This is a genomic window from uncultured Georgenia sp. (assembly GCF_937958535.1).
Taxonomy (GTDB): domain Bacteria; phylum Actinomycetota; class Actinomycetes; order Actinomycetales; family Actinomycetaceae; genus Oceanitalea.
The window spans coordinates 1-13,056 of record NZ_CALGNQ010000051.1 but is presented as its reverse complement, the minus strand read 5'-3'; the positions used below and the strand labels follow the sequence as shown (position 1 = coordinate 13,056).

The following is a 13,056-nucleotide window of genomic DNA, read 5'->3' as shown; positions in this document are numbered from 1 at the left end:
CGTCCCCGCAGACCACCCGCCCGGCGCCCCCACCGAGAGCCCACGTCCCACCGAGCGCTCACTTGCCACCGGCAGCTCGTTTCCCACCGAGAGCTCACTTCTCGCCGGCAGCTCGTTTCCCACCGAGAGCTCACTTCTCGCCGGCAGCTCACTTCTCGCCGAGCGCTCACTTCTCAGCGAGCGCTCACTTTCCCACCGAGCGCTCACTTCTCAGCGAGCGCTCACTTCCTACCGGCAGCTGGGCCCCGATCGGGGCGGCATGCGTGGGACGTACGCTCAGACGGGGTCGTCGAGGTGGTCGACGAGGGACGCGGCCAGGCCCGTGTAGTCCGCCGGGGTCAGTGCCAGCAGGCGCTCCTCGACGTCCTTCGGCAGCCCCATCCCGGTGATGACCGCTCGCATCCCCTCGGCGTCCACCTGGCGCCCGCGGGTGAGCTCCTTGAGTCGCTCGTAGGGGTCGGTCATGCCCTCGGCGCCGGCGACCGACGCGGCCCGCATCGCCGACTGCACCGCCTCCCCGAGCACCTCCCACGAGGCGTCGAGGTCCCGCTCGAGGGCCGCGGTGTCGACGTCGAGGCCGGCCAGCCCGCGGCGCACGTTGTCCACGGCGAGCAGCGAGTGGCCGATCGCCACCCCGATGTTGCGCTGCGTCGTCGAGTCGGTGAGGTCGCGCTGCAGCCGGGAGGTGACGAGCGTGGCACCGAGCGTGTCGAGCAGCGCGCAGGAGATCTCCAGGTTCGCCTCGGCGTTCTCGAAACGGATCGGGTTGACCTTGTGCGGCATGGTCGAGGAGCCGGTCGACCCCTGCGCCGAGAGCCGCTGGCGGAAGTAGCCGAGCGAGATGTAGGTCCAGACGTCGGTGCACAGGTTGTGCAGCACGCGGTTGAAGCGCGCGATGTCGGCGTAGAGCTCGGCCTGCCAGTCGTGCGGCTCGATCTGCGTGGTCAGCGGGTTCCAGGTGAGCCCGAGCCCCTCGACGAACGAGCGGGAGACCGCCTGCCAGTCGGTCTCGGGCACGGAGACGACGTGGGCCCCGTAGGTCCCGGTAGCGCCGTTGATCTTGCCGAGGAACTCGGCCGTGGAGACCCGCCGCAGCTGGCGGCGCAGCCGGGTGGTGAGCACCGCGAGCTCCTTGCCGAGCGTCGTCGGGGTCGCGGTCTGCCCGTGGGTGCGGGAGAGCATGGGCAGCTCGGCGGTCTGCCGCGCCATCTCGGCCAGGTCGCCGACCAGGCCGATCGCGGCGGGCAGCCACACCTGGCGGACGGCGTCCCGGATCGTCATCGCGTAGGCGAGGTTGTTGATGTCCTCGCTGGTGCAGAAGATGTGGACGATCTCGCTCACCCGGGGCAGTGGGCTGTCCGGGCCCAGCGCCTCCGCCGCGGCGGCGAGGCGGCGCTTGAGGAAGTACTCCACCGCCTTGACGTCGTGCCGTGTCTCGCGCTCGATCTCGGCGAGCTCGGCGATCTCCGCCGCCCCGAAGGAGTCGACGATACCGCGCAGGTAGGCGACGTCCGCCTCCCGCAGCGCGGGCGCGCCGGGCAGGGCGCCGGTGGTGGTGAGGTGGACGAGCCAGGAGACCTCGACGTCGAGCCGGGCCCGGTTCAGCGCCGCCTCCGAGAGGTGGTCGACGAGGGGTGCGACGACCTGCCGGTAGCGTCCGTCCAGCGGTCCGAGCGCGATCGGGGGCTCGATCTCCGCCAGGGAGACGCGGTGACGGCCCGGTGCGGCGCCGGTGCCGGTCCCGGCGAGGCCGGCGGAGGACGGGCTGCTGTGCTGCTCGCTCATGGGGGACAGTCTCCCAGAGCCGCGGGGTCGGCCGGTGTCACAGCCCGCCCGGCTGTCGTGTCCCAGGGACGACGGGCACGCTGGACACCGGGGAGGGACGATGACGCGCACCGAGGAGTTCGAGGACCTGCGCCCGCTGCTGTTCTCGATCGCGTACCGGATCCTGGGCAGCGTGAGCGAGGCCGAGGACGCCGTGCAGGAGACGTGGCTGCGCTACGAGACCTCACCGACCCGGCCGCTGTCGCCCAAGGCGTTCCTGTCGACCATCGTCACGCGGGTGTCGCTCAACGTCCTGCGGTCCGCGCGGGTGCGGCGTGAGCAATACGTCGGGGAGTGGTTCCCCGAGCCGCTGCTCGAGGACCCGTACCAGGACCCGGAGCGCTCCGCCGAGCTGGCCGACACCGTCTCGATGGCGGCCCTGGTGCTGCTCGAGCGGCTCAGCCCCCTCGAGCGGGCCGTCTTCGTGCTCCGGGACGTCTTCGGCTTCTCCTTCCCCGAGATCGCCGCCACCGTCGAGCGCTCCGAGGCCGCCTGCCGGCAGCTGGCCGTCCGCGCCCGACGGCACGTGGACGAGGGCCGCCCGCGCTTCGAGACGGACCGGGAGGAGCGCGACGCCCTGGCGGCCCGGTTCTTCGCCGCCTTCACCGCCGGCGACGTCGACGGCCTGCGCGAGCTGCTCGCCGCCGATGTCGAGCTCGTCAGCGACGCGGGCGGCAAGGCCCCCGCCCTGCCCCGCGCGGTGGTCGGGGCGGACAGGGTGCTGCGGGTCGTGGTGGCGGGTGCCCCGCGGCTGCGCCGCGTGGGCGTCACGCTCGAGCAGTGCGAGGTCAACGGCCAGCCCGGGGCCCTGGCACGCGACCGGGAGGGCCGGGTGCTGCAGGCGCTCGCGCTCGACATCGTCGACGGCCGGGTGCGGACCATCCGCAACGTCGCCAACCCGGACAAGCTCGCCCACCTCGGCCCGGTCGCCGACGTCTGGGCGCTCGCCGCGGAGTTCCGCGCCGCGGGCCGGGAGGCCCGCCCCACCTGAGCCGCACCCGCCGCATGTCACGGCACGGCGTGCTGCCGTGTCTCGGGGGCACAGCCATGCACCCGAGGACAAACGGAGGACCCCATGGTCACCCCACGTCACCACGTCGTCGTCATCGGTGCCGGGTACGCCGGCACGATGGCCGCCAACCGGCTGCGCCGCCGGCCCGACGTCGCGGTCACGGTCGTCAACCCGCGGCCCGAGTTCGTCGAGCGCACCCGCCTGCACCGCCTGGTCTCGGGCACGCACCGGGCCACCACCGACCTCGCCGGGCTCCTCGCCCCGGGCGTCCGGCTCGTCGTCGACACCGTGGCCCGGGTCGACGCCGCCACCCGCACCGTCCACCTCGCCTCCGGCACGGACCTGGGCTACGACCACCTCGTCTATGCCGCCGGGAGCACGGCACCGCCCGCGGCCCCGCTGCCCGGGATCGCCCACGCCCACGACGTCGCCTCCCTGGACGGCGCCCGGCGCCTGCGCTCCGCCCTCGTCGGTCTGCCGCCCACCACGCCCGTCACCGTCGTCGGCGGCGGCCCGACCGGCATCGAGACGGCCGCCGAGCTGGCCGCGGCGGGTCGCGCCGTCCGGATGGTCTGCGGGGGCCGACTCGCCCCCACCCTCGGCGGACGGGCACGCCGCACCATGGCCGCCCAGCTCGCGGGGCTGGGCGTCGACGTCGTCGAGCAGCGCGCCGTGCGGGAGGTGCGGCCGGACGCCGTCGTCCTCGACGACGGCGCCCTCCTGGCCGGGCCGGTGACGGTGTGGGCGGGCGGCTTCACCCCCTCCGGCCTCGCCGGTGCCAGCGGCCTGTCGACGGACGGGCGCGGCCGCCTCCTCACCGACGAGACGCTCACCAGCGTGGACGACGACCGCGTCGTCGGCGCCGGTGACGCCGTCGCGCCCGCCGGTCCGGCCCTGTCGATGGGCTGCCGGTCGGCCGCACCGCTCGGGGCGATGGCCGCCGACACGGTGCTGAGCCGTGTCGCCGGGACCCGACCGGCCGCCGTCGACCTCGGCTTCTACGCCATCGGGGTGAGCGTCGGCCGGACCGTGGCCACCGTCCAGCTCACCGAGCGGGACGACTCACCGAGGGAGACGGTGTTCGCGGGCCGGCTCGCCGCGCGGCTCAAGGACGCCGGCCTCACCGGCGCGGTGCTCGCCCTGCGGCTGGAGGGCGTGCGGCCGGGCAGTGCGGTGTGGCCCAGGCGGGCCTCCCTCACCGGTCGGCAGCCGCGTCTGCTCAGCTCGCGACGCTGAGCCGCTCCTTGAGGTGCGCCACGAGGCCCTCGCAGGCGGGCAGGACCTCCTCGTAGGTGGTGACGAAGTCGGCGTCCTCACCGAAGTAGGGGTCGTCGACCTCGAGCTCGCCCGCCGCGACCGCAGCCTCGTCGAAGCTGCGCAGGAGATGGACCTTGTCCGCGTCCTCGCTCGTCGGTGCGAGGGAGCGGAGGAACCGTTCGTGACTGCGGTCCAGGGCGAGGACGAGGTCGACCTCCCGGAAGCTCTCGGCGACGAACTGGCGCGCGACGTGGCTCTCGCCGTCCAGGCCGAACCGGCGCAGCGTGCTGACCGTGCGCGGGTCTGCGGGGCCGCCGACGTGCCAGTCGCCGGTACCGGCCGAGACGACCCGGACCCGCTCACCGAGCCCCTCGCGTTCCAGGAGGTCACGGAGGATGACCTCCCCCATGGGCGAGCGGCAGATGTTCCCGGTGCAGACGAAGGAGACGGTGAAGGGCGACATGGCGGCATTCTCGCCCGCCCCGCCGGGGAAAGCCACCGACTTGGGGCCCGGTGCGCCACAGGCTCCAGTGCCGACGACGGCGTCCCCAGCGCGGCCGGGACGCGCCGATCCGGGGACGGCTGGTCGCCCTAGCGTCGGGCCGGCACCCGACGAAAGGGGAAGGACGATGACGAGCTGCACGCCCGTCGTGGTCGACGGCTGGGGCGGGGCCGGGGAGGGCTGCGTCTCCGTCGGTGACGCGCAGCGCGTGCTCGCCGTCGTCGTGCACCATCTGCGCGGGGCGTTCCCGGAGCAGTGGCAGTCCTCGGCCGCCGACGAGTTCACCGCCCGCCTGGAGGACCTGCTCCTCCACGCCGACCGGCTCGGTGAGCTGCTCGCCACCGCCCGGGAACGGGCCGCCGAGATGTCGGCCGCGGTGGCGCGGGCGTGGGAGGACCGGTGACCGCCCTGCTCCACAGCCACGACGGCGACGGCACCCCCCTCCCGGCCGATGGGCGGCACCGCACCTCCGTCCACGTCCGGGGCGGGGTGGGGGCCACCCGGGTGGACGTCGCGGAGCTGCGCCACATCGAGGGCCGGCTGGAGGAGGTCGTGCAAGACACCGCCCAGCTCGCGGCGGCCCTGTCCGCCGCCCAGCGCGACCTCGCGCTCGACGCCACGCTCGCCCCGGGCGCCGCCGCCCGCGCCGAGGCCGCCGTCGACGCCGCCCTCCACGGCTGGTGGGGCGTGCACCGGTTGAACGAGGAGGCCGGTGCGCTCCTGGTCGCGCTGCGGTACGCCCGCGTCCTCTACGAGGAGGCCGAGCTGGCGGCGCACGTCCGGGGACCCGCTCCCTCGTGGGTGGGGTACCTGCGCCTGCTCGTCTACCAGCTCTCTCTCCTCCACGCCGGCGTGTCGGTGGGCGGCCGTCTCGCGCTGGTCGGGCGGCTGCCCGGCTTCCGGCCGCGCACCCCGGGTCAGGCCCTGCTCGCCGGGGCCGGCGCGCTCGTCAACGCCGTCGTCGGTGACGAGCACCTGCCGCCCGACGCCGTCGCCCTGGACCGCGCGGTGCGCGAGCTGGGCGAGCACGGGCAGTACGTCATCCCGTGGTTCCTCGTGCCCCGCCCGTTCACCTACGACGGCCGCCGGCTCGACCCGGACGCGCTCACCGCGGCGCAGCGGCTCGTCATCCCGGTCACCATGGGCTTCCACGGCCTCACCGGCCGCACCCCCGGCACGGCGACCGACCTGCGGGTGACGGTCGCGCCGTCCCGGCTTGTGCCCCCGGCACCGGACCTCCCCGCGGTGCTCACCGCACTGCACGACATCCACCAGGACCACGGCGCCGCCCCCGGTACGCTCGAGGTCCGGCGCACGGACCACCCCGACGGCACCCGCAGCTGGACCGTCCTGCTGCCGAGCACCCAGGCGATGGCCCCGGGCGGCCGCAACCCGGTGGACAACCTGACGAATGTCGAGGCCTACGGCGAGCTGGTCAGTGACGTCGAGATCGGCGCCGCCCGTGCGATGGAGCTCGCCGGCATCCGGCCCGGTGAGCCGGTGGCGGTCGTCGGCTTCAGCCAGGGCGGGCTGGTGGCCGCCCGGCTGGCGGCTGACCCGCTGCTCCGCCACCGCTTCACCATCACGACGGTGGTGACGGCCGGGTCCCCGGTGGGCCACCTCCGCACGCCCGCGGACACCGAGCTGCTCCACCTCGAGCACGTGGAGGACCCGATCCTGGGCCTGGACGGCGCCTCCAACCCGGCAGAACCGGCGCGCACGACCGTGAGCCGGTCACTGGCCACCGGCACCACCGGTGAGCTGCGCTTCGCCGTCCCGCCCGCCGAGTCCCACTCCATCGCGGAGTACGCGCGCACGGCCGAGCTCGCCCTCGCGGCGGGCGAGCCCTCGGTGACCCACGTGGCGCGGCGGCTGGCCGCCATCTCCGGCGGGCCCGGGGCCCGGGTGACGGCCACCGCCTACACCCTGGAGCGGGGGTGAGTCAGTCGCGCGAGAGCACCGCGTTGAGCACCCAGCTGATCACCGAGATGATCAGCGCTGCGAGCAGCGCCCACCAGAAGCCGTCGACGACGAGGTGCCACTCGGTGAAGCTCGTCAGCCAGCTGGTGAGCAGGAGCATCAGGGCGTTGATGACGAGGCTGAAGAGCCCGAGGGTGAGGATCGTCAGCGGCAGCGCGAAGAGGCTGACGACCGGCTTGACGACGAGGTTGACGAGGGTGAACACCAGCCCGACCACCCCGACGACGAGCACCTGCTCCCAGCCCTCGGCCTCCGGCAGCGAGATCCCCGAGAGGAAGAGCGAGGTGAGCCAGATCGCCACCGAGTTCACGACGAGACGTACGAGGAACCGCATCGGCACATCGTCGCACGCCGAGCACCTCGGCCGGGGTGGGATCATGACGGCATGGCACCAGCGTTCCGCTTCCGCGAGGACATCCACTCCCTGCCGGCCTACGTCCCGGGCCAGCGTCCACCCGCGGGCGGCTCCGCGTACAAGCTCTCGTCCAACGAGAACCCGTTCCCGCCGTCTCCGGCCGTGCTCAGCGCCGTGTCCGACGCCGCCGCCGACCTCAACCGCTACCCCGACATGTACGCCACCGAGCTCGTCGGCGCGATCGCCGCCCACCTCGGCACCGAGGCCGAGCGCATCGCCGTGGGCAACGGCTCGGTCGCCGTGCTCGAGACGGTGCTCAAGGCGGCGTGCGGGCCCGGCGACGAGGTGGTCCACGCCTGGCGGTCCTTCGAGGCCTACCCGATCGCGATCCAGGTCGCCGGCGCCACCGGGGTGCCCGTCCCGCTGCGCGCCGACGGCAGCCACGACCTCACCGCCATGGCCGACGCCATCACCGAGCGCACCCGCGTCGTCCTCGTGTGCACGCCGAACAACCCCACCGGCACCGTCGTCCACGACGACGAGATGCGTGCCTTCCTCGCCCGGGTGCCCCGGGAGGTGCTCGTCGTGGTCGACGAGGCCTACGTCGAGTTCGTCCGGGACGGGGCCGCCACCGACGGCCTGGCGCTGGCCGCCGAGTTCAAGAACGTCCTCGTCCTGCGCACCTTCTCCAAGGCCTACGGGCTCGCCGGGCTGCGGGTGGGCTACGCGGTGGCCCGGCCCCGGCTCATCCGCGGCCTGCGGGCGGCTTCCACCCCCTTCGGGGTCAACGCGCTCGGGCAGGCCGCCGCGCTGGCCGCGCTGCGGGAGACGGACCTCGTCCGCGACCGGTGCGACCGGATCGTGCAGGAGCGCGCCCGGGTGGTGGCCGAGCTCCGAGCGGCCGGCTGGACGGTGCCCGAGACGCAGGGCAACTTCTACTGGCTCGCGGTCGGCCGGCACGCCGCGGCGTTCGCGCGCGAGTCGGCGCTGAGCGGGGCGATGGTGCGGGCGTTCGACGGCGAGGGCGTCCGGGTCAGCGTCGGGGAGAACGAGGGCAACGACGCCGTCATCGCCCTCGCCCGCCAGTGGCTCGGCCGGCGCAGCGCGGTGGCCCCGTCGGTCTGAGGCGCGGGCCGGGTCGGTTTTGACACCCGGGCCGGCACCTGAGGATGCTCGACGGGACCTTCGCGGAGCCGGTCCTGCGGGACCTCGCGGAGGCACCGCCTCGACGCGGAGGCGCACCCGTACCCGTGGAGAGAATGAGGTGGACCCGTGAGTGTGAGCATGAGCAAGGGCCTGCAGTTCGTCGAGGAGACCCAGTCCCCCGAGGCGGCCGCGGCCTGGCGGCAGCAGCTGGACGAGTACGCCCCGGGCGCCTCGGACTGGGTCGTCGAGGCCGTCTTCGGCGGCACCTACCAGCGCGCGGGGCTCGAGCTGCGCGACCGGCAGATGCTGAACATGGCCGCGCTCGCCGCCATGGGCGGGACGGAGCCGCAGCTCACGGGCCACATCCGCACCGCGGTGGAGGTCGCCGGGATGAGCCGGGAGGAGGTGGCCGAGTGCCTCGTCCACCTCATGCCCTACATCGGCGTGCCCAAGGTGCTGGCCGCGATGCGCTGCCTCAAGGCCGCGTTCGCCGACTGAGCCGGGAGGACGCGCACCGTCGACGTGCGCCCGACGTAGCGCTACCAGTGAAGAACTCCGTCACCGGCGGTGAGCAGACCGGTGATCCGCTACGGACGCAGCCCCGACAACTGGCGCCGCGAGGTTCTGTAGCCCTTCTACAAGCGCAGGTTACGGTTCCGTAGCCTACGCTGGCGTAGGTTCGGGGCCGACCCCCGGGCGGGAGGAGGCAGGACCGATGGAGGTGGTCACCACCATGGACACACTGACACCGCGCCCTGAGGCGAGCAGCACGGCAGATCCCGACACGCTCGTCCAGCTCCTCGACCCGGAGGGTCGGCGCCTGGACCACAGTCGTTACGACGCGTGGGTCGCCGACCTCGGACCCGCCGAGCTCCGCGGCCTCTACCGCGACATGGTGCTGGCGCGCCGCTTCGACGCCGAGGCGACCGCCCTGCAGCGGCAGGGCGAGCTGGGGCTGTGGCCACCCAGCCTGGGCCAGGAGGCCGCCCAGGTCGGCTCCGGCCGGGCGATGAGGCCGCAGGACTTCGTCTTCCCCTCCTACCGCGAGCACGCCGTCGCCCACACCAGGGGGATGGACATGCGTGAGCTCATGCGGGTCTTCCGCGGCATCGAGCACGGCGGCTGGGACCCCGCGGCCCACAACTTCCACGTCTACACCTTCGTCATCGGGGCCCACACACTGCACGCGACCGGGTACGCCATGGGCGTGCAGCGCGACGGCGACGTCGGCACCGGCGACCCCGAGCGCGACCGCGCCGTCGTCGTCTACTTCGGCGACGGCGCCACCTCCCAGGGCGACGTCCACGAGGCGATGGTCTTCGCCGCCGTCAACAACGCGCCCGTCGTCTTCGTCTGCCAGAACAACCAGTGGGCGATCTCCGTGCCGACGAGCGGGCAGAGCACCGTGCCGCTCGCCCGCCGCGGCACCGGCGTGGGTATCCCGTCGGTGCGGGTGGACGGCAACGACGTGCTGGCCAGCTACGCGGTCACCGCCGAGGCGCTCGACCGCGCCCGCAGCGGCGGCGGCCCCACCTTCATCGAGGCCTACACCTACCGGATGGGCGCCCACACCACCGCCGACGACCCGACGCGCTACCGCACCAGCGCCGAGGAGGAGTACTGGCGCCGACGCGACCCCATCGTCCGGCTGCGCACGTACCTCACCGCCCAGGGTCACGCCGACGACGCGTTCCTCGCCGAGGTCGAGGCCGCCGCCGACGCGCTCGGCGAGGCCACCCGCGAGTACTGCCGGGCCCTCGCCCCCGCCGGCCCGGAGACGATGTTCGACCACGTCTATGCTGCGCCCCACCCGCAGGTCGCCGCCGAGCGGGCCTGGTACGCGGAGTACCGCAGCTCCTTCGAGGAGGACGAGCGATGACGGCGACCACCGCCGCCCCCGCACCCACCGCCCTGCCGATGGCCAGGGCGATCAATGCCGGGCTGCGCGCCGCGATGCGCCGCGACGACCGGGTGCTCCTCATGGGGGAGGACATCGGCCCGCTCGGCGGGGTCTTCCGGGTCACCGACGGGCTGCAGAAGGAGTTCGGCCGCGACCGGGTCGTCGACACCCCGCTCGCCGAGTCCGGGATCATCGGCACCGCGATCGGCCTGGCGATGGCCGGCTACCGCCCCGTCTGCGAGATCCAGTTCGACGGCTTCGTCTTCCCGGGCTTCGACCAGATCACCACCCAGCTCGCCAAGCTCTCCTACCGGACGCAGGGCCGGGTGCAGGTGCCCGTGGTCGTCCGCATCCCCTACGGGGGCGGCATCCGCTCCATCGAGCACCACAGCGAGTCTCCCGAGGCGCTCTTCGCCCACACCGCCGGCCTGCGCGTCGTCACCCCCGCCACCAGCGCCGACGCCTTCACGATGGTCCAGCAGGCGATCGCCTCGCCCGACCCGGTGATCTTCCTCGAGCCCAAGGCCCGCTACTGGGAGCGCGGTGAGGTCGACGTCGAGGCGCCCGTGGACCTGGGTGAAGCGGCGGTGACCACCGGCCTGCACACCGCCCGCGTCGTGCGTCCCGGGCGCGACGCGACCCTTGCCGGGTACGGCCCGACCGTCAAGACGCTCCTCGCCGCCGCGCAGGCGGCCGCCGCGGAGGGCGCCGAGCTCGAGGTCGTCGACCTGCGCTCCGTCTCCCCGCTCGACGTCGACACCGTCGCGGCGTCGGTGCGGCGGACCGGCCGTCTGGTCGTCGCCCACGAGGCCCCGATGTTCTTCGGGGCGGGGGCCGAGCTGGCCGCCCGGGTCACCGAGGAGTGCTTCTACCACCTGGAAGCCCCGGTGCTGCGCGTCGGCGGCTTCCACACCCCCTACCCCGCGTCCGCGTTCGAGGAGGAGTACCTCCCCGGTCTCGACCGGGTGCTCGACGCCGTCGACCGGACCCTGGCGTACTGAGGAGTCACGTGCCGAGCTACCAGCAGTTCAAGCTTCCCGACGTCGGAGAGGGCCTCACCGAGGCGGAGATCGCCGAGTGGCGGGTCGCCGTCGGGGACACCGTCACCGTCAACCAGACGCTCGTGGAGATCGAGACGGCGAAGTCGCTCGTCGAGCTGCCCGCCCCGTGGGCAGGTGTGGTCACCGAGATCCTCGTCGCGGAAGGGCAGACGGTGCCCGTCGGGGCGCCGATCGTCGTCATCGACACCGACCCGGGCGGGGCCCCGGGCGACGGGGCGGCACCCGCCGAGGACCAGGCCGCGACCGAGCGCGAGGCCGAGCCGCAGCGTGAGGCCGCGACGAGCGGTGACGTCCTCGTCGGCTACGGCACGAAGGAGGCACCGGTGGCGCGCCGCCGGCGCCACACGGCCCCCGCGCCCGCCGGCACCTCGGGTAGCGCCGCGACGGATCGCAGCGCGGCGGCGCCTGCCGCTACGGGCCGCAGCTCGGCGGCGCCCGCCGCGACGGGAGACGGCGCGGCCCGGCCCGCCTCGCAACCGGCCGCGCTGTCGGCAGCGCCCGCCGCGGTCGGTGCCCCGACCGGGGCCACAGCGGGTCCGCGGGCCGGCGACGGCACCCGCCGCACCGACCCGGCCGTGCTCGCCAAGCCCCCGGTGCGCAAGCTCGCCAAGGACCTGGGCGTCGACCTGTCGGCGGTCGCGGCCACCGGCCCCGGGGGCATCGTCACCCGGGAGGACGTCCTCGCCCACTCCGAGCGCTCCGGTGCCGAGGAGCTGGCGACCTACCCGGGCGACGACCAGCCGTGGCTCGCCGACGGTGTCGTCTCCGCCGACGGCCGCCGCACCCGCGTGCCCGTGCGGTCGGTGCGCCGCCGCACCGCGGAGGCGATGGTCGAGTCGGCCTTCACCGCCCCGCACGTCACCGTCTTCCACACGGTGGACGTCACCCGCTCGATGAAGCTCGTCGCCCGGCTCAAGCAGGACCCGGCCTTTGCCGACGTCCGCGTCACCCCACTCCTGCTCGCGGCCAAGGCGCTCGTCCTCGCGGTGCGCCGCCACCCGCAGATCAACGCCTCCTGGGACGACGAGGCGCAGGAGATCGTCTACAAGCACTACATCAACCTCGGCATCGCCGCGGCCACCCCGCGCGGGCTCGTCGTGCCCAACATCAAGGACGCCCACCGGCTCGACCTGCACGGGCTCGCCGCGGCGATCGCCGAGCTCACCGCGACAGCGCGGGCGGGACGGACCACCCCGGCCGACATGAGCGACGGGACGATCACCATCACCAACGTCGGCGTCTTCGGGATCGACACCGGCACCCCGATCCTCAACCCCGGCGAGTCGGCGATCCTCGCCTTCGGCGCCATCCGGAAGCAGCCGTGGGTGCACAAGAACAAGGTCAGGCCGCGCTGGGTCACCCAGCTCGCGCTGTCCTTCGACCACCGGCTGGTGGACGGAGAGCTCGGCTCGCGGGTGCTCGCCGACGTCGCGCGCGTGCTGGAGAACCCGGACATGGGCCTGGTCTGGGGCTGAGCCCGCCCCAGCCCGCTACCGCCGCCCGCGCCGTCCCACGTCCCCGGGCCCCCGTCCCACGGACCCCGAGCCCCCGTCCCGCGACGGGATGCACATCCGGCACGTGGCGCCGCGGCGGTCCGCAGGACCGGACGTGCCCCCGCGCGGGATGGATCGGCGGGGGCGGGCCCCTGCAGACCGAGCGACCGGCAGGGGCCCGGGCCGGCCCCTACAGGCCGAGCGTGGGCGGTAGGTCGCCCGGCTCCGCGCCCAGGACGTGCTCGGCGAGGAACGCCTCGACCACCGAGTACCAGACCTTGGCGTTCTGCGGGGTGAGGATCCAGTGGTTCTCGTCCGGGAAGTAGAGGAAGCGGTGCGGGCTGCGCCCCTCCTCGTCGGCCGGCAGCCCGGACTTCGACAGCAGCTCGTACCAGAGCCGCAGTCCCTCCCCGATGGGCACCCGGTAGTCCTTGTCCCCGTGGATGACGAGCATCGGGGTGCGGATGTTCTCCACGTGCAGGTGCGGGGAGTTGGCCAGCGCCATCTCCGGGGACATCTCCCGGCC

The 13,056-nt window shown here is 74.2% G+C and carries 13 protein-coding genes; 9 read left to right on the top strand and 4 right to left on the bottom strand.

Features of this window, described 5'->3' with window-relative positions; translation table 11 throughout:
- Window positions 1-276 precede the first annotated feature (276 nt).
- Window positions 277-1,785 carry an adenylosuccinate lyase gene (gene purB, locus Q0195_RS03135; protein ID WP_299274395.1) on the bottom strand — a complete coding sequence of 503 codons (1,509 nt, stop codon included), beginning with the start codon at window positions 1,783-1,785 and terminating at the stop codon, window positions 277-279.
- A 100-nt stretch (window positions 1,786-1,885) separates the two neighbouring features.
- On the opposite strand from purB, the gene Q0195_RS03130 reads away from it, so the two are divergent.
- Both Q0195_RS03130 and Q0195_RS03125 read left to right on the top strand, forming a co-directional pair.
- Complete coding sequence (locus Q0195_RS03130) at window positions 1,886-2,815, top strand: RNA polymerase sigma-70 factor (RefSeq protein WP_299274393.1); 930 nt, start codon at window positions 1,886-1,888, stop codon at window positions 2,813-2,815.
- A gap of 84 nt (window positions 2,816-2,899) precedes the next feature.
- Window positions 2,900-4,072, top strand: a complete 1,173-nt coding sequence (locus Q0195_RS03125; RefSeq protein WP_299274390.1) for an FAD-dependent oxidoreductase — start codon at window positions 2,900-2,902, stop codon at window positions 4,070-4,072.
- On the opposite strand, the gene Q0195_RS03120 is transcribed toward Q0195_RS03125, so the two are convergent.
- Window positions 4,056-4,556: a low molecular weight protein-tyrosine-phosphatase gene (locus Q0195_RS03120; RefSeq protein ID WP_299274387.1), complete on the bottom strand. Its 501-nt coding sequence runs from the start codon at window positions 4,554-4,556 to the stop codon at window positions 4,056-4,058. The genes Q0195_RS03125 and Q0195_RS03120 overlap by 17 nt on opposite strands.
- A 166-nt stretch (window positions 4,557-4,722) precedes the next feature.
- Between Q0195_RS03120 and Q0195_RS03115 the strand changes: the two genes are divergently transcribed.
- Together Q0195_RS03115 and Q0195_RS03110 are read left to right on the top strand one after the other, a co-directional pair.
- A complete protein-coding gene (locus tag Q0195_RS03115; RefSeq protein ID WP_299274385.1) occupies window positions 4,723-4,998 on the top strand; it encodes a hypothetical protein in 276 nt (91 codons plus the stop codon).
- Window positions 4,995-6,536, top strand: a complete 1,542-nt coding sequence (locus Q0195_RS03110) for a hypothetical protein (RefSeq protein WP_299274382.1) — start codon at window positions 4,995-4,997, stop codon at window positions 6,534-6,536. Before Q0195_RS03115 ends, Q0195_RS03110 begins: the two co-directional genes overlap by 4 nt.
- Window position 6,537: 1 nt before the next feature.
- Here Q0195_RS03110 and Q0195_RS03105 read toward each other — a convergent pair whose 3' ends face one another.
- Entirely contained in the window at window positions 6,538-6,909 is a 372-nt protein-coding gene (locus tag Q0195_RS03105) for a phage holin family protein (RefSeq protein ID WP_299274379.1), read from the bottom strand.
- A gap of 51 nt (window positions 6,910-6,960) precedes the next feature.
- On the opposite strand from Q0195_RS03105, the gene hisC reads away from it, so the two are divergent.
- The 5 genes from hisC (at window position 6,961) to Q0195_RS03080 (ending at window position 12,512) form a co-directional block, all read left to right on the top strand.
- Complete coding sequence (hisC, locus tag Q0195_RS03100; protein WP_299274377.1) at window positions 6,961-8,055, top strand: histidinol-phosphate transaminase; 1,095 nt, start codon at window positions 6,961-6,963, stop codon at window positions 8,053-8,055.
- Between the two features lie 147 nt (window positions 8,056-8,202).
- A complete protein-coding gene (locus Q0195_RS03095; RefSeq protein ID WP_299274374.1) occupies window positions 8,203-8,574 on the top strand; it encodes a carboxymuconolactone decarboxylase family protein in 372 nt (123 codons plus the stop codon).
- Between the two features lie 235 nt (window positions 8,575-8,809).
- Window positions 8,810-9,955 carry a pyruvate dehydrogenase (acetyl-transferring) E1 component subunit alpha gene (gene pdhA / locus Q0195_RS03090; protein ID WP_299274372.1) on the top strand — a complete coding sequence of 382 codons (1,146 nt, stop codon included), beginning with the start codon at window positions 8,810-8,812 and terminating at the stop codon, window positions 9,953-9,955.
- Window positions 9,952-10,977: a transketolase C-terminal domain-containing protein gene (locus Q0195_RS03085; RefSeq protein WP_299274369.1), complete on the top strand. Its 1,026-nt coding sequence runs from the start codon at window positions 9,952-9,954 to the stop codon at window positions 10,975-10,977. The genes pdhA and Q0195_RS03085 overlap by 4 nt, the downstream gene beginning before the upstream one ends.
- Window positions 10,978-10,985: 8 nt before the next feature.
- On the top strand, window positions 10,986-12,512 hold the full coding sequence (locus Q0195_RS03080) for a dihydrolipoamide acetyltransferase family protein (protein WP_299274367.1): 1,527 nt from the start codon (window positions 10,986-10,988) through the stop codon (window positions 12,510-12,512).
- Between the two features lie 208 nt (window positions 12,513-12,720).
- Here the strand turns inward: Q0195_RS03080 and Q0195_RS03075 are convergent.
- Window positions 12,721-13,056 (bottom strand): prolyl oligopeptidase family serine peptidase (locus tag Q0195_RS03075; RefSeq protein ID WP_299274363.1); only part of this gene is annotated, 336 nt, incomplete at its 5' end.

What these genes read in the sequence shown, in the direction of transcription:
- Q0195_RS03125 (WP_299274390.1), top strand. Translation starts at nt 2,900, where the DNA reads ATGGTCACCCCACGTCACCACGTCGTCGTCATCGGTGCCGGGTACGCC.
- purB (WP_299274395.1), bottom strand. Translation starts at nt 1,785, where the DNA reads ATGAGCGAGCAGCACAGCAGCCCGTCCTCCGCCGGCCTCGCCGGGACC.
- Q0195_RS03130 (WP_299274393.1), top strand. Translation starts at nt 1,886, where the DNA reads ATGACGCGCACCGAGGAGTTCGAGGACCTGCGCCCGCTGCTGTTCTCG.
- Q0195_RS03085 (WP_299274369.1), top strand. Translation starts at nt 9,952, where the DNA reads ATGACGGCGACCACCGCCGCCCCCGCACCCACCGCCCTGCCGATGGCC.
- Q0195_RS03120 (WP_299274387.1), bottom strand. Translation starts at nt 4,556, where the DNA reads ATGTCGCCCTTCACCGTCTCCTTCGTCTGCACCGGGAACATCTGCCGC.
- hisC (WP_299274377.1), top strand. Translation starts at nt 6,961, where the DNA reads ATGGCACCAGCGTTCCGCTTCCGCGAGGACATCCACTCCCTGCCGGCC.
- Q0195_RS03115 (WP_299274385.1), top strand. Translation starts at nt 4,723, where the DNA reads ATGACGAGCTGCACGCCCGTCGTGGTCGACGGCTGGGGCGGGGCCGGG.
- pdhA (WP_299274372.1), top strand. Translation starts at nt 8,810, where the DNA reads ATGGACACACTGACACCGCGCCCTGAGGCGAGCAGCACGGCAGATCCC.
- Q0195_RS03105 (WP_299274379.1), bottom strand. Translation starts at nt 6,909, where the DNA reads ATGCGGTTCCTCGTACGTCTCGTCGTGAACTCGGTGGCGATCTGGCTC.